Below are 14,865 nucleotides of genomic sequence, written 5' to 3'. Positions count from 1 at the left end.
CAATGGATAAATTACGCAGCATGGAAGTGTTGGTCGCCGCCGTCGACTTGGGCAGCTTTACCGCCGCCGCCGATCGTTTCGGCATTTCGGCCGTCATGGTCGGCAAGCATGTGCGGGAACTGGAGCAGCGCCTCGGCGCCGCCCTGCTCACGCGCACCACGCGCCGCCATTCGCTGACAGAAATCGGCCGCCAATACGTGGAACAATGCCGCGCCATCCTGGCCCAGATCCATGCAGCGGAAAGCCTGGCCGAAACCATGCGCATCGCGCCGCGCGGCGTGTTGAAGGTATCGTGCGCCGTATCGTTCGGCATGGAATGGCTCGGCCCCATGATCGCCGACTACCTGGAGCAATATCCGGAAGTCAGCGTGGACCTGAACCTGAACGACCGCGCGATCGATATCGTGGAGGAGGGATTCGACATCGCCGTGCGCATCGGCACGCTGGAAGACTCGTCGCTGGTGGCGCGCCCGCTCAGGCCGTACGGGGTGGTGATCTGCGGCTCGCCGGCGTACCTGGCGCGGCGCGGCACACCGCAGGTGCCGGCCGACCTGGCGCAGCACGAATGCCTGGAATTCAGCGGCTGGACGCCCGGCTCGCGCTGGCGCCTGAAGGGCGACAGGGACGGGCGCCACGTCCCGCTCAGCCGCCTGCGCGCCAACAATAGCTATGCCTTGAAGCAGGCGGCCCTGAGCGGCTTCGGCCTGGTCATGCAAGCCGAAGTGGTGCTGGCGCAGGACATCGCCGCCGGCCGCCTGGTGCGGGTGCTGGACGACTACCTCCCCGCCCCGCGCCCCATGCACCTGCTCTACTCGCGCGACCGGCAGCAGACGCCCAAGCTCACCAGCTTCATCGACTTCATGCTGTCACGTTTTAAATGAAACCCTGAAGCTTAAGGTGCTTGCCAGCCGCCACCGAGGGCGCGGGCGAAGCTGACTGTGGCGAGCATGCGCTGGGTGTTGATTTGCACGGCGGCGCGGTCGGCGGCCAGGGCGCTGCGCTGGGCGTCGGTGACGTCCAGGTAGGTGCTGATGCCGCGCTCGTAGCGGGCGCGCGCGACGTCGTAGGCGCGGGTGGCGGCTTCGCGGGAAGTCGCCTGTACCTTGCCCTGCTGCGTACGCTGCTGCACGTCGGAGAGCGCGTCTTCCACTTCACGCAATGCTGTCAGCAGCTTGCCTTCGTGGTTGGCCACGGCTTCTTCGTAGCGTGCCTTGGCAACCGTCAGGTTCGACTGGTTGCGGCCGCCGTCGAAGATCGGCAGCGACAGGGCCAGCGGGCCGAAGCTGAATGCACGCGAGCTGCCCTTGCCGATATCGCCCAGGCTTTCCGAGGCATAGCCGAAGTTGCCGGTCAGGCTGATCGACGGGTAGAAGGCGCCTTCCGCCACACCGACGTTGGCGTTGGCGGCACGCACGCTTGCCACGCTGGACGCCAGGTCCGGACGATGCGCCAGCAGGTTGGCCGGCAGGCCGGCAGGAATCGCCGGCGGCGCAGGCAGCTCGGTGGCGGTGGCCGGTTCCAGCTGCGTGCTCGACGGCGATGCGCCGACCAGCACGGCCAGCGCGTGCTCCAGCGTGTTGCGCTGGCGTTGCACCTCTTCCAGGTCGGCTTCGGCGTTGGCGCGTTCGATGCGGGCGCGCGAGGTGTCCAGCTCGTTCGACAGGCCGGCGTTGAAGCGGGCGTTCACCAGTTCTTCGGTTTCCTTGCGGGTCGCCAGGGCGCCGCGCAGGATGGCCATTTCAGCATCCAGGCCGCGCAGCTGCCAGTAGCTGGTGGCGATCTGGGACGACAGCAGCAGCAGCACGCCGTCGCGGTCATGGCTGGCGGCCAGTGCTTGCGCGTCGGCCGATTCCACCGAGCGGCGCACGCGGCCGAACAGGTCCAGCTCGTACGAGAAGCCGGCGGCTACCGAGTAGTTATTGCCATGGATCGAGCGGTGGCCCAGAGCGATACCTTGCGAGGTATTGGCCGAGCTGCGCGTATTCGATACGCCGGTGCTGATCGTGATATTCGGCTTTTCGCTGGAACGCACCAGCCCCAGTTGCGCTTCGGCCTGGAACAGGCGCTGCGCCGCCGCCTTGACGGTCGGGCTGTCGCGCAAGGCCTGGTGTTCAAGCCGGTTCAGCGTGTCGTCGCCGAACACGGTCCACCACTGCGCCGGCAGTTGCGCTTCGCCGGATGCGCCTTGCGGGGCGTGGCGGAAGGCTTGCTCCGGCGCGCCGGCCGGGGCCTTGAAATCGTTGCCGACGGTGCCGCAGCCTGCCAGCACAGCCGCTGCGCTTACTGCCAATGCAATCATCTTGATGTTCATATCTTTTTCTCTCATTAGTGCGCACCAGCGCCGCCGCCCGATGGGGATTTCACCTTATCGGACAGCCACAGGATCAGGATGCAGGACAGCAGAATGCCGCCCACGATCAAAAAGCCGTCGTTGTATGCCATGACAAAGGACTCGCGCCGCACGATGCTGTCCACCGCCTTCAGCGCCTTGTCCGATGCCGTGATCGGATCAAAGCCCTTGCCGATGAACGATTGCGTCAACTGGTCAAGGCGCAGCTGGGTCGCCGCCGAGAAGCCGTTCACTGCCTCGCCCAGGCGGGCCGAGTGGAAGTGTTCGCGCTGCGTCAGCTGGGTCGCCAGCAGGGCGATGCCGATCGAGCCGCCCAGGTTGCGGATCATGTTGAACAGGCTGGAAGCCGATGCCGTGTCTTTCGGCGCAATGCCGTTCATCGCGAAGTTCGACAGCGTCAGCATCACGAATGGCTGCCCGAGCGCGCGCACCACCTGCGACAGCAGCAGCTGGTCGTAGCCGGTGGTCGCGTCCATATAAGCGTTCATGATGCAGGACACGCCGAACAGGCCCAGGCCAATCGAGCACAGGATGCGGTTGTCGACCTTCATCGACAGCTTGGCCGCAAACGGCATGATGAACAGCTGCGGCAGACCGGCCCACATGATCACTTCGCCGATCTGCATCGGCGAGTAGCCGGCGATCTGGCCCAGGTACAGCGGCAGCAGGAACGATGAACCGTACAGGCCCATGCCCATCACCGCGGCCAGCGCCGACGCCACCAGGAAGTTACGCTGTGCGAACAGGCCCAGGTTGACGAAGGGTTGCGGGCGCATGGCGCTCGTGATCACCCAGCCCAGCAAGCCGACGATCGCCAGGCCCGCAAAAGCGATGATGAAGCCCGATTCGAACCAATCCTTGCTATTGCCCTCTTCCAGGAAGATGGTCAGGCCGCCCAGGCCCATCGCCATGAAGGCGATGCCCAGCCAGTCCGCGTGGAACAACTCGCTAAGCTTGCGCTCTTCGTGATCCAGGCCGTAGGCCACGCCGGCGATCAGCAGGATGCCGGGCACCCAGTTGATGTAGAAGATCGACGGCCAGCCATATATTTCGCTCAGGTAGCCGCCCAGGGTCGGTCCCATGGACGGCGCCAGCGTCGCTGTCAGGCCGAAGATCGCCATGCCGACCGCGCGCTTGGATGCGGGAAGCTTGGCCATCACCAGCGTCATCGCCATCGGGATCAGCGCGCCGCCGGTAAAGCCCTGCATCATGCGGAACAGGATCATGCTTTGCAGATTCCAGGCCGTGCCGCACAGGGTCGAGAACAGCAGGAACAGGGCGGTCGTGCCCATCATGTAGGCGCGCATGCCGAAGGTGCGCGTCAGCAGCGCCGTCAGCGGGATCACGATGATCTCGGCCACCAGGTAGGCGGTCGAAATCCAGGAGCCCTCTTCCTGGGTGGCGTTCAGCGCACCGAGGATGTCGCGCAGCGAGGAGTTGGTGATCTGGATATCCAGCACCGCCATGAAGGCGCCCAGCATGCCGGCCGCCACCGCGATCCAGGTGCGGCCGGATACCCGTCCTTCAGGCACCATCATCGGGGCGCTCATTTTGCGTTCGCGTCGGATTTGATGCTGACTTCAGCGATAGCCGACATGCCAGGCACCAGGCGGCCTTCGTAGGCTTTCAGGTCTTCCGGCTTGAAGGTGATCTTCACCGGCACGCGCTGCACGATCTTGGTGAAGTTGCCGGTGGCGTTATCGGCCGGCAGCAGTGCGAACTGCGCGCCGGAGGCTGGCGAGAACGAATCTACGCGGCCCACCAGCTCTTTGCCCGGCAGGGCGTCGATGGTCAGGTTCACGTGCTGGCCAACGCGCATGTCGGCAAGCTGGGTTTCCTTGAAGTTGGCGGTAATCCATACATTGTCCTGCACCAGGGCCACCAGCTGCTGGCCCGGCTGTACGCGCTGGCCCACTTCCAGGCTGCGCTTGCCGACGCGGCCGTCGACCGGGGCGATGATGCGGTTGTAGGCCAGCTGCTGCTGCGCGTCTTTCAGCTGCACCTGCAGCACTTTGACTTGCGCCTTCAGCACTTCGCGGGCGGAGGTGGCGGAACCGATTTGCGCTTTCGCGGCTTCGGCGCTGTCCTTGCGCGCCGCCACATCGGCGGTGGCGCTGGCGCGGGCGGCGTTGGCGGCATCCAGTTCGGCTTTCGACACGGCCTTCATCTGGCTGGTATACAGCTGGCCGTAACGCTCGGCGTCCTGGGTTGCGCGCAGCTGGTTCGCTTGCGCCTGGGCCACTTGCGCGGAGGCGGCGCTGGCCTGTGCATTCACCTGGGCGATCTGGGCATCGGCCTGCAGCACCTGTTGCTGCACGCTGGCGATCTGCGCCTGGATCTGCTCAACCTTCACTTGCTGGTCGAACGGATCGAGCTCGGCGATCACATCGCCGGCCTTGACCAGCTGGTTGTCTTCCACCAGCACCTTGGTCACCACGCCGGCAATGCGCGCGGACACCGGATGCACGTGGCCCGCCACATAGGCATTTTCGGTTTCCACATAATGGTGGCCGCGGTACCACATGCGGCCGCCCGCGCCCAGTGCTGCCAGGGCGATCAGGCCGGCGATCAGGAGAACGCGACGGTTGGGTGGGGTGGCGGCAGGCGCGGCTTCAGGCACGGCGCTGAGCACTTTTTGTTCGGCTGGGTTGTGCTGGGACATGGTGGGAAACTCCCTAAAAATGAAATGAGTCGTGTGCATTATTCGCCAATCAATGCGTAAAGTCAAGAAATGAAACGATTGCATTTCATTTTAAATTGGCATAAAGTGGGGGCATCTGATAGTCTCTGCCTCCAATCATGTCTATTGAACAACTCATCGAGCCAGTCAAAGCTGGACGGCCCAAAGCGGCCGAGGCGGAAGCGCGCCTGAACGACCTGATGGACACGGCCGCCCACCTCATCCTTGAGAAGGGCTACGCCAAAGTCAGCCTGGAAGCCATTGCCAAAGAGGCCAGGGTTGCCGTGCGCACCATTTACGTGAAGTTCGGCGGCAAGGCCGGCCTGCTCAAAGCCATCCTGCTGCGTTACCGCGCGGGCGCCTTCGACCCGAGCGGCATGGAGACCTTGCACCGCCCTGTCCGCGAAACGCTGCTGGAATTCGGCATGCGCTTCCACCGCCTGGTCAGCACGCCCAGTGCGACGGCCCTGTACCAGATCGTGGTGGCCGAGGCGCACGCCAATCCCGACCTGGCCGAAGCCTTCTGGGATGCCGGCCCGCGCCAGACGCGCGAGCTGCTGGCGCGCTATTTCGCTCGCCCCGACATCGCCGCCCAGCTCGATACCGCAGCGCCGCCCGAGCGGCTGGCGATCTACCTGATGAACTGCCTGATGGGCGACCAGCTGCACCGCTTCCTGTTCGAATCGCGCTGCGGCGTGGCCACCACGCCGGAGCAGATCGAGCAAGGCATCGACCTGTTCCTGCGCGGCGTTTTGAAGCGTTAAGCCGTCTTTAAGCGTGCCCGGCAGCGTGTGTGCGCTAGCGCACGGTGGCCCGTCGGCCAGCTGCCGGATACTGGCCTTCTCAAGAACCAAAATTAAAGTGGGAGGTTGTATGAGCAAGGTCGACCGGCTCGAATGGAGCAGGAAAATCGCGACGCTCAACGAGCGCATCAAAGGTTTCCAGGAAAACCCCAGCAAGGAGCACCTGGATGCGGCGATCAAAGAACTGCGGGCCTATGCGGAAGCGGCCAGTAGCGGCGGCATTGAAATTCCGGAACGATTCATAGCGAGCTAAACAACAAACCGGGCCAATTGCCCGGTTTTTTATTGCGGCAAAGCGCCCGATGTGTCACGATGCCCACCCCTAGTATCAATTTTTGGTAGTGAAACATGAGCGAACAAGCAACCCAGCAGCAGCAACAGAACGACAACCAGAAGTTCTTCGAAAACGTCGACGCCTACATCGCCCTGGCCAATGCCCACGAAAACAGCAATGTCGGCGCGCCACAACTGGTTGGCGCCAGCCTGTTGTTTGCCGCCGCCCGCTACAACGCCTACTTGGTAGCCCGCGCCCAGCCGGACCTGGAAACCTTCAAAGGCAAGAAAGAAGAAGCGAAGGCCTACTTCATCGACCAGTTCAACAAGATGTTTGACGACAACTGGGCCGAATACACCGAGCAGTTCACCAAGAAATAATTGTCCCTCCTGGGGTCAGGAAGAAAAGTGGACATTTTTCTTCCTCCCCATGCCGCTCTGATCTAGATCAGCCCCTTGCATTACCAAGGTGATATCGTCGGTGAATGAGCCGACCGCCACGCCCCCTCTTCCCAGGCGCCTTCTACCATGTGACCTCGCGTGGCAACCGCAAGGCGAACATCTATCTCGACGAGCACGACTATTCAACTTGGCATGCGCTGTTCGCACGCACGGCCGAGCGCTTCGGCTTCATCTGCCATGCCTACGGCCAGATGCCGAACCATTTCCATCTGCTGCTGCAGACGCCACGGCCGAACCTGTCCGAGGGAATGCATTTCCTGAATTGCCTGTATTCGCAGAATTTCAACGTCCGGCATGGACTGACGGGGCATGTGCTCCAGGGACGCTTCCATTCGGTGCTGCTGGACGCCGAATCGCACTTCCTCGAACTGGCGCGCTATATCGCGCTGAATCCGGTGCGCGCCGGCATGGTGGCTTGCGCGGCGGATTGGCGCTGGAGCAGCTACCGGGCAATCGCCGGACTCGACACGCCGCCCGCTTGGCTGGATACGGCAACGATCCGAAACCGCTTTCACGGCGAGGATGATGCCGGGCGCATACGGGCATACTGCAATTTCGTCGCCGCGGGAGTGGGCGGGAAGGATCCACTGAAGGCGCCCGCCCTGCCCCAGGCCTTCGGCAAGCAGGCGAAGCAGCAGGCGATCGCCGAAGCACTGCGGGCGGGTCTGCACAGCCCCGCGCAGATAGCCGAGCATTTCAAGGTCTCGACCAAGACGGTACAAAGAATACGCGCAGCCGAAGCTGCGCGTTAAGGAAACAATTGTCCACCTTTCTTCCTGACCCAGGGGTGGACAAAAGTTGCTTTAGCGCTTGCGTGGGGGCGGCAGGTCGGTGCAGACGCCTTCGTAGGCTTCGGCGGCCATGCCGATCGATTCGCCCAGGGTCGGGTGCGGGTGGATCGTCTTGCCGATGTCGATGCCGTCGGCGCCCATTTCGATCGCCAGGGCGATTTCACCGATCATGTCGCCGGCATGGGTGCCGACAATCGTGCCGCCGATGATGCGGTGGGTTTCCGCATCGAACAGCAGCTTGGTGAAGCCTTCGTCACGGCCGTTGGCAACGGCGCGGCCGCTCGCGGCCCATGGGAAGTGGCCCTTCTCGACCTTGATGCCCTTGGCTTTCGCTTCGTCTTCGGTGATGCCGGCCCATGCCACTTCCGGATCGGTGTAGGCCACCGATGGAATGATCCTGGCATCGAAGTGCGCTTTCTCGCCGTGGGCGGCTTCCGCCGCGACGTGCGCTTCGTGCACGGCTTTGTGCGCCAGCATCGGCTGGCCGACGATATCGCCGATGGCGAAGATGTGCGGTACGTTGGTGCGCATCTGGCTGTCGACGTTGATGAAGCCGCGATCGGTCACGATGACGCCTGCCTTGTTGGCGGCGAGCTTCTTGCCGTTCGGGCTGCGGCCGACCGCTACCAGGACCATGTCGTACAGCTGCGGTTCCGGTGCGGTGGCGCCGGCTTCGGCGGCCTCGAAGGTGACCTTGATCCCTTCCGGCAGCGCTTCCACGCCGACGGTCTTGGTCTTGGTCATGATGCGGTCAAAGCGCTTCTCGTTGTACTTCTGCCAGACTTTCACCGCTTCGCGGTCGGCGCCCTGCATCAGGCCGTCCATCATTTCGACCACGTCGATGCGCGCGCCGAAGGTGCTGTACACGGTGGCCATTTCCAGGCCGATGATGCCGCCGCCGATGACCAGCATCTTCTTCGGCATGAAGCGCAGTTCGAGCGCGCCGGTGCTGTCGACGATACGCTTGTCTTCGGGGACGAAGGGCAGCTTCACCACGCTGGAGCCAGCGGCGATGATGGCTTGCTTGAACTGCACAACCTTCTTGCTGCCGTCGGCTGCGGTGACTTCGATGTGGTTAGGGCTGAGGAACTGGCCCACGCCCTGCACCACGTTCACCTTGCGCATCTTGGCCATGCCGGCCAGGCCGGTGGTCATCTTCTTGATGACGCCTTCCTTGTAGCTGCGCACCTGGTCGATGTCGATCGTCGGCTTGGCGAAGGTGACGCCGTTCTTGGCCATATGGCTGGTTTCGTCGACCACGGCCGCCAGGTGCAGCAGGGCTTTCGATGGGATGCAGCCGACGTTCAGGCAGACGCCACCCAGGGTCGCGTACTTCTCGACCAGGACGGTGTTCATGCCCAGGTCCGCAGAACGGAAGGCGGCGGAGTAGCCGCCAGGGCCGCCGCCCAGGACCATCATGTCGCAGGTGACGTCCACTTGGCCGGCATAGCCGCCAGCTTGCGGAGCGAGCGCAGGAGCGGCCGGTGCCGGCGCTGCGGCGGCTGGCGCCGGGGCGGCGGCGGGTGCTGCGGGTGCAGCAGCCGCTGGGGCCGGGGCAGCGGCGCCGGCGGCTTCTTCCAGCACCATCAGCGCGGAGCCTTCGTTCACTTTGTCGCCAACTTTGATCTTGAGCTCTTTGATCACGCCAGCGTGGGTCGATGGAATCTCCATCGATGCCTTGTCGGATTCGACGGTCGCCAGCGATTGGTCGACCTTGACGGTATCGCCAACCTTGACCAGCAGCTCGATCACTTCAACATCCTTGAAGTCGCCGATGTTCGGTACTTTAACTTCGATCATCGCGGCCTCCTTACAGCAGAATCTTGCGCATATCGGCCAGCACTTCGGCCAGGTATGCAGCGAAGCGGGCACCGGACGCGCCGTCGACCACGCGGTGGTCGTAGGACAGCGACAGCGGCAGCATCAGGCGCGGCACGAACTGCTTGCCGTCCCATACCGGCTTCATGGAGGACTTGGACAGGCCGAGAATGGCCACTTCCGGTGCGTTCACGATCGGGGTGAAGGCGGTTCCGCCGATGCCGCCCAGCGAGGAAATGGTGAAACAGGCGCCCTGCATATCGGTCGGCTTCAGCTTGCCTTCGCGCGCGGCCAGCGACAGCTCGCCCATTTCCTTGGCGATCTGGGTGACCGACTTCTGGTCGGCGTTCTTCACCACCGGCACCACCAGGCCTTGCGGCGTGTCGGCGGCGAAGCCGATGTTGTAGTACTTCTTCAGGATCAGGTTCTCGCCCTTCTCGTCCAGGGACGAATTGAAGGTCGGGAATTTCTTCAGCGCGGTCACGGAGGCCTTGATCACGAACGCCAGCATGGTGAGCTTGACGGCATCCTTGTTCTTGGCATTGGCGTTGTTGCTGTCGACGCGGAACTGCTCCAGGTCGGTGATGTCGGCGTCTTCGAACTGCGTCACATGCGGGATCATCACCCAGTTGCGGTGCAGGTTCGGGCCGGAAATCTTCTTGATGCGCGGCAGCGGGGACAATTCGGTTTCGCCGAACTTGCTGAAGTCCAGCGACGGCCATGGCAGCAGGTTCAGGCCTGCGCCGCCACCGGCTGCCGGCGCCGCGGCGGGTGCCGCGACCGCGCCGGACACGATGCCCTTCACGTAGTTCTGCACGTCGAGCTGGGTCACACGGCCTTTTTGGCCGGTGCCGCCAACGCGGGCCACATCCACGCCCAGCTCGCGGGCGAACTTGCGGACGGACGGGGAGGCATGGGCCAGCTTGCCATTGACCGCAGGTGCGGCAGGTGCGGATGCGGCCGGCGCTGCTGCGGCCGGCGCTGCTGCGACCGGAGTCGACGCTGCCGCAGGCGCTGCGGCAGGCGCCGGTGCGGGCGCGGCGGCGGGCGCAGGCGCGGGCGCCGCGCCACCAACGGCGTCGACGATCAGCACCAGCGAGCCTTCGGCAACCTTGTCGCCTACCTTGACCTTCACTTCTTTCACCACACCGGCGTGCGACGATGGGATTTCCATGGAGGCCTTGTCGGATTCGACCGTCACCAGGGACTGGTCCTTGGCGATGGTGTCGCCAACCTTGACCAGCACTTCGATGACTTCAACTTCCTTGAAGTCGCCAATGTCCGGGACTTTCACTTCAACCGGGCCGGCGGCGGCTGCAGGCGCAGCGGCCGGCGCAGCGGCGGCAGGCGCAGGGGCGGGTGCAGGGACGGCGGCAGGAGCGGCGGCGGCAGCCGGTGCGGCGGCGGCGCCGGAGGCTTCAACGATCAGCAGCAGCGAACCTTCCGCCACCTTGTCGCCGACCTTCACCTTGATCTCCTTGACGACACCGGCTTGCGACGAAGGGATCTCCATCGATGCCTTGTCCGACTCGACGGTCACCAGCGACTGGTCGACCTTGATCGTGTCACCCACCTTGACCATCAGTTCGATGACTTCAACTTCCTTGAAATCGCCGATATCCGGGACTTTCACTTCAACCATACTCATAGTGTTTGCTCCGTCTTCTATTTATTGGGTCACCGGATTTGGCTTGTTCGGGTCGATGCCGTACTTCTTGATGGCGTCTTCCACCACCGACATCGCGATCTTGCCTTCGTCCGCCAGGGCGCGCAGGGATGCGACGGTGATGTAGTAACGGTTCACCTCGAAGAACTCGCGCAGCTTGGCGCGGCTGTCGGAACGGCCAAAGCCGTCGGTGCCCAGCACCTTGTAGGTACGGCCGGCAGGCATGTATGGACGAATCTGGTCGGCAAATGCACGCATGTAGTCGGTGGTGGCGACGATCGGGCCGGCGGTGTCCTTCAGCAGGCCGGTCACGTACGGCACGCGCTGTTCCTTGGTCGGGTTGACCATGTTCCAGCGGTCGCAGTCGGCGCCATCGCGCGCCACCAGGGTCAGCGACGGTGCGGACCAGACGTCGGCGGCGATATTCCAGTCGTTCTTCAACAGTTCCGCCGCAAAGATGGATTCGCGCAGGATGGTGCCCGAGCCGACCAGCTGCACGCGCTGCTTGGCGGCCTTGTCGCCCTCCTGCAGCAGGTACATGCCCTTCAGAATACCCTCTTCCTGGCCTGGCTTCAGGCCCGGGTGGGCATAGTTCTCGTTCATGATCGTGATGTAGTAGAACACGTCTTCCTGCTCGCCCACCATGCGGCGCAGGCCGTCCTGGATGATCACGGCCAGTTCGTGGCCGAAGGTCGGGTCGTACGGCACGCAGTTCGGGATGGTGGCTGCAACGATATGGCTGTGGCCATCTTCGTGCTGCAGGCCTTCGCCGTTCAGGGTGGTGCGGCCGGCGGTGCCCGCCATCAGGAAGCCGCGGGCGCGCATATCGCCCGCCGCCCACGCCAGGTCGCCAACGCGCTGCAGGCCGAACATCGAGTAGTAGGTGAAGAACGGGATCATCACGCGGTTGTTGCTCGAGTACGAGGTCGCCGCGGCGATCCACGAGCTCATGCCGCCCGCTTCGTTAATGCCTTCCTGCAGGATCTGGCCGGCCTTGTCTTCGCGGTAGTACATCACCTGGTCCTTGTCGACCGGCTCGTACAACTGGCCTTGCTGGTTGAAGATACCGATCTGGCGGAACAGGCCTTCCATACCGAAGGTACGGGACTCGTCAACCAGGATCGGCACCACGCGCTGGCCCAGGGACTGGTCGCGCAGCAGGGCCGTGATGATACGCACATACGCCTGGGTGGTGGAGATCTCGCGGCCTTCCGGGGTCGGGTCGGTCACGGCCTTGAAGGCGTCCAGGCCCGGCACCACCAGCTTCTCGTCGGCCTTGGTGCGGCGCGACGGCAGATAGCCGCCCAGCGCCTTGCGGCGTTCGTGCAGGTACTTCATTTCAGGCGCGTCGTCGGACGGCTTGAAGAACGGGATGTCCTTCAGCTGGTCGTCCGGGATCGGGATGTTGAAGCGGTCGCGCATTTCGCGGATGGCCTCGTCGTCCAGCTTCTTGGTCTGGTGCGCGGTGTTGCGCGCTTCGCCGGACTTGCCCATGCCGAAGCCCTTGACGGTCTTCACCAGCAGCACGGTTGGCTTACCGACCGATTCGTTGGCCTGCTTGAACGCGGCGTAGATCTTGTGCGGATCGTGGCCGCCGCGGGTCAGGCGCCAGATGTCGTCGTCGGACATGTTGGCGACCATTTCCAGCAGCTTCGGATGCTTGCCGAAGAAGTGCTTGCGCACGTAGGCGCCGTCCTTGGCCTTATAGTTCTGGTATTCGCCGTCCACGGTTTCCATCATGACGCGCTGCAGGATGCCGTCCTTGTCCTGGGCCAGCAGGTTGTCCCAGCCCGGGCCCCAGATGACCTTGATGACGTTCCAGCCGGCGCCGCGGAAGTCCGCTTCCAGCTCCTGGATGATCTTGCCGTTGCCGCGCACCGGACCGTCCAGGCGCTGCAGGTTACAGTTGACCACGATGTTCAGGTTGTCCAGCTGTTCGCGGGCAGCCATGCCGATCGCGCCCATCGATTCCGGTTCGTCCATTTCGCCGTCGCCGCAGAAAGCCCAGACTTTGCGGCCTTCGGTATTGGCGATGCCGCGCGCGTGCAGGTACTTCAGGAAGCGCGCCTGGTAAATCGCCATCAGCGGGCCCAGGCCCATGGACACGGTCGGGAATTGCCAGAATTCCGGCATCAGTTTCGGGTGCGGGTAGGAGGACAGGCCTTTACCGTCCACTTCGCGGCGGAAGTTCAGCAGTTGTTCTTCGCTCAGGCGGCCTTCCAGGAAAGCGCGCGCGTAGACGCCCGGGGACGAGTGGCCCTGAATGTACAGCAGGTCGCCGCCATGGGTTTCGCTCTCGGCTTTCCAGAAGTGGTTAAAGCCGATGCCCAGCATGTTCGCCAGCGAGGCGAAGGAGGACAGGTGGCCGCCCAAGTCGCCGTCGGCGCGGTTGGCCTTGACCACCATCGCCATCGCGTTCCAGCGCATCCACGAGCGCAGGCGCTCTTCATATTCCAGGTTGCCTGGGCAGTGGACTTCTTTGTGGGCGGGGATGGTGTTGACGTAGGCGGTGTTGGCGGAGAACGGGATGTCGGCGCCGCGGCGGCGGGCCAGGTCGACCAGCCGCTCCATCAGGTAGTGGGCGCGCTCAGGGCCTTCGTTTTCCAGGACGGCTTCCAAGGCCTCCAGCCATTCTTTGGTTTCCTGTGCGTCAGGATCTGTGGCCGTTTGTGCCGTGACCTGGTCAAGTTGAGCTGACATGTAACTAGTCTCCTATCGATTTGAAGGCGCCCCACCCTGTGCTCCGGACGGTGCTGGTGATTATTTACTAAGACTTTGGCTAAGTGTGAAGGATTCTATCAGCGAATCCGTTGTTTTTCAAATTACGAAAGAAGATTTCGCAATGTGAAATATCGAGATTTTGAGCCAGGTCAATCGTGCGCGCTGTAACCGGTAGTAGCCTGACATTGAACAAACGAGGGGGCGCCATGTTTTACGAATTCCTATCAGAAAACCGCAGTTGGCTGCTGGACCGCTGCAAGGCATACCGCATAGTGCGCAGCCAGACCTCCACCGATGACCGCACCGACGAGGCCATTGCCTTTTTCCTCGACAAACTGATCGAGTCGCTCAAAGTCGAACTGGCGACCAGCAGTACCCACGCCGACGACGCAATCGCGGGCAGCACTGTCGGCATTCCCACCCACTTCGATATCGGCACCTCAGCGACCGAGCACGGCAAGGAGATGGAGCGTCTGGGCTTCAATGTGAACGACGTGGTACACAGCTATGGCGACATGTGCCACGCCATCGTGGAGCGGGCGATTCAGCAAGGCTTGAGCTTTGCCGTCGAAGAATACCGGCTGCTGAACCGTTGCCTGGACAATGCCGTTGCCAACGCGGTGAGCGAATTCACCTACCAGCACGACAGCGACCTGGCCAGTCTCCAGGCCGACGATGAAAGCCAGCGGCTGGGAGCGATCGCCAATGAATTGCGCAACCAGCTTGGCACCGCAACGCTGGCCGTGGCCGCGATCAAGTCGCGCGAGCTGACGCTGGGCGGCACCACAGGCACCATCCTGGAGCGCAGCCTGCAAAGCCTGGGGCGCCTGGTGGAAGATATGCTGGAATACGCGGAGCACAAGGATTCTTCCAGCGACTTGCTGGAATTGCTTTCGCTGCGCGAGTTCATGATGCAGCTGCTGCATACCGTCGAGCCGGTGGCAGCCAGCCTGTCGCTCAAGCTGACCTTGTCCGATGTCGACCCCAGCCTGGCGATCAAGGGCGGCCACGAGACCTTGCAGGCGGCTTTGGCGGGACTGCTGCAGGCTGCTTTCCAATTCAGCCATGCTGGCGAACAAATCCATATGCATGCCTATGCCAACGGCAAGCGCATCCTGATCGATATCGTGTGCCCCAGCCGCCCCAACGATTCGCTGGTCCAGCATCCGGCACTGGCGGTGGCGGGCCAGCTGCTCAATGGCCTGAACGGCAAGCTGGAATTGCGTGACGGAGGGCTCGTCCCCTATACCTTGTCGCTCGCCCTGCCTCGCTACAGCATGCCCACCTGAGAGCAGCCGTAC

At 63.3% G+C, this 14,865-nt stretch carries 12 protein-coding genes; 6 read left to right on the top strand and 6 right to left on the bottom strand.

Features of this window, described 5'->3' with window-relative positions; all coding sequences use genetic code 11:
* The first annotated feature begins 2 nt into the window (after positions 1 to 2).
* A complete protein-coding gene (locus H597_RS0108665) occupies positions 3 to 881 on the top strand; it encodes a LysR family transcriptional regulator (protein ID WP_028101788.1) in 879 nt (292 codons plus the stop codon).
* 11 nt (positions 882 to 892) lie between these two features.
* Here H597_RS0108665 and H597_RS0108660 read toward each other — a convergent pair whose 3' ends face one another.
* From H597_RS0108660 to H597_RS0108650, 3 genes are read right to left on the bottom strand one after another with little or no spacing between them, the layout of a single operon-like run.
* On the bottom strand, positions 893 to 2,311 hold the full coding sequence (locus H597_RS0108660; protein ID WP_051293636.1) for an efflux transporter outer membrane subunit: 1,419 nt from the start codon (positions 2,309 to 2,311) through the stop codon (positions 893 to 895).
* A gap of 14 nt (positions 2,312 to 2,325) precedes the next feature.
* Positions 2,326 to 3,900, bottom strand: coding sequence for a DHA2 family efflux MFS transporter permease subunit (locus tag H597_RS0108655; protein ID WP_051293635.1), 1,575 nt, complete (start codon positions 3,898 to 3,900; stop codon positions 2,326 to 2,328).
* Positions 3,897 to 5,012 carry an HlyD family secretion protein gene (locus H597_RS0108650; protein WP_035373568.1) on the bottom strand — a complete coding sequence of 372 codons (1,116 nt, stop codon included), beginning with the start codon at positions 5,010 to 5,012 and terminating at the stop codon, positions 3,897 to 3,899. Before H597_RS0108650 ends, H597_RS0108655 begins: the two co-directional genes overlap by 4 nt.
* A 137-nt stretch (positions 5,013 to 5,149) precedes the next feature.
* Between H597_RS0108650 and H597_RS30265 the strand changes: the two genes are divergently transcribed.
* The 4 genes from H597_RS30265 to H597_RS0108630 all read left to right on the top strand — a co-directional run bounded on the left by H597_RS30265 (position 5,150) and on the right by H597_RS0108630 (position 7,320).
* Positions 5,150 to 5,794 (top strand): TetR/AcrR family transcriptional regulator, encoded by a 645-nt coding sequence (locus tag H597_RS30265; RefSeq protein WP_051293634.1) that lies wholly within the window; start codon positions 5,150 to 5,152, stop codon positions 5,792 to 5,794.
* Positions 5,795 to 5,903: 109 nt separating this feature from the next.
* A complete protein-coding gene (locus H597_RS0108640; RefSeq protein WP_028101784.1) occupies positions 5,904 to 6,086 on the top strand; it encodes a hypothetical protein in 183 nt (60 codons plus the stop codon).
* Positions 6,087 to 6,181: 95 nt separating this feature from the next.
* On the top strand, positions 6,182 to 6,487 hold the full coding sequence (locus H597_RS30260; protein WP_051293633.1) for a DUF3144 domain-containing protein: 306 nt from the start codon (positions 6,182 to 6,184) through the stop codon (positions 6,485 to 6,487).
* A gap of 104 nt (positions 6,488 to 6,591) precedes the next feature.
* On the top strand, positions 6,592 to 7,320 hold the full coding sequence (locus tag H597_RS0108630) for a transposase (protein WP_028101783.1): 729 nt from the start codon (positions 6,592 to 6,594) through the stop codon (positions 7,318 to 7,320).
* A gap of 51 nt (positions 7,321 to 7,371) precedes the next feature.
* Here H597_RS0108630 and lpdA read toward each other — a convergent pair whose 3' ends face one another.
* The 3 genes from lpdA to aceE are packed head-to-tail and all read right to left on the bottom strand — an operon-like array spanning position 7,372 to position 13,543.
* Positions 7,372 to 9,159, bottom strand: a complete 1,788-nt coding sequence (gene lpdA, locus H597_RS0108625) for a dihydrolipoyl dehydrogenase (RefSeq protein ID WP_028101782.1) — start codon at positions 9,157 to 9,159, stop codon at positions 7,372 to 7,374.
* Between the two features lie 10 nt (positions 9,160 to 9,169).
* Positions 9,170 to 10,825, bottom strand: coding sequence for a dihydrolipoyllysine-residue acetyltransferase (aceF, locus tag H597_RS0108620; protein ID WP_028101781.1), 1,656 nt, complete (start codon positions 10,823 to 10,825; stop codon positions 9,170 to 9,172).
* A gap of 21 nt (positions 10,826 to 10,846) precedes the next feature.
* The gene (gene aceE, locus H597_RS0108615) at positions 10,847 to 13,543 is read right to left on the bottom strand and encodes a pyruvate dehydrogenase (acetyl-transferring), homodimeric type (RefSeq protein WP_028101780.1); all 2,697 of its coding nucleotides are present in this window, start codon (positions 13,541 to 13,543) and stop codon (positions 10,847 to 10,849) included.
* Between the two features lie 227 nt (positions 13,544 to 13,770).
* On the opposite strand from aceE, the gene H597_RS30255 reads away from it, so the two are divergent.
* A complete protein-coding gene (locus H597_RS30255) occupies positions 13,771 to 14,853 on the top strand; it encodes a hypothetical protein (RefSeq protein ID WP_051293632.1) in 1,083 nt (360 codons plus the stop codon).
* Positions 14,854 to 14,865 lie beyond the last annotated feature (12 nt).

The organism is Pseudoduganella violaceinigra DSM 15887 (assembly GCF_000425385.1).
Classification (GTDB): Bacteria; Pseudomonadota; Gammaproteobacteria; order Burkholderiales; family Burkholderiaceae_D; genus Rugamonas; species Rugamonas violaceinigra.
This window is presented reverse-complemented; position numbering and strand designations above follow the sequence as displayed.

Coding starts and splice junctions, on each gene's coding strand:
- H597_RS0108650 (WP_035373568.1), bottom strand. CDS start 5,012: ATGTCCCAGCACAACCCAGCCGAACAAAAAGTGCTCAGCGCCGTGCCT.
- aceE (WP_028101780.1), bottom strand. CDS start 13,543: ATGTCAGCTCAACTTGACCAGGTCACGGCACAAACGGCCACAGATCCT.
- lpdA (WP_028101782.1), bottom strand. CDS start 9,159: ATGATCGAAGTTAAAGTACCGAACATCGGCGACTTCAAGGATGTTGAA.
- H597_RS0108660 (WP_051293636.1), bottom strand. CDS start 2,311: ATGAACATCAAGATGATTGCATTGGCAGTAAGCGCAGCGGCTGTGCTG.
- H597_RS0108640 (WP_028101784.1), top strand. CDS start 5,904: ATGAGCAAGGTCGACCGGCTCGAATGGAGCAGGAAAATCGCGACGCTC.
- H597_RS30265 (WP_051293634.1), top strand. CDS start 5,150: ATGTCTATTGAACAACTCATCGAGCCAGTCAAAGCTGGACGGCCCAAA.
- H597_RS0108630 (WP_028101783.1), top strand. CDS start 6,592: ATGAGCCGACCGCCACGCCCCCTCTTCCCAGGCGCCTTCTACCATGTG.
- H597_RS30255 (WP_051293632.1), top strand. CDS start 13,771: ATGTTTTACGAATTCCTATCAGAAAACCGCAGTTGGCTGCTGGACCGC.
- aceF (WP_028101781.1), bottom strand. CDS start 10,825: ATGAGTATGGTTGAAGTGAAAGTCCCGGATATCGGCGATTTCAAGGAA.
- H597_RS0108655 (WP_051293635.1), bottom strand. CDS start 3,900: ATGAGCGCCCCGATGATGGTGCCTGAAGGACGGGTATCCGGCCGCACC.
- H597_RS30260 (WP_051293633.1), top strand. CDS start 6,182: ATGAGCGAACAAGCAACCCAGCAGCAGCAACAGAACGACAACCAGAAG.
- H597_RS0108665 (WP_028101788.1), top strand. CDS start 3: ATGGATAAATTACGCAGCATGGAAGTGTTGGTCGCCGCCGTCGACTTG.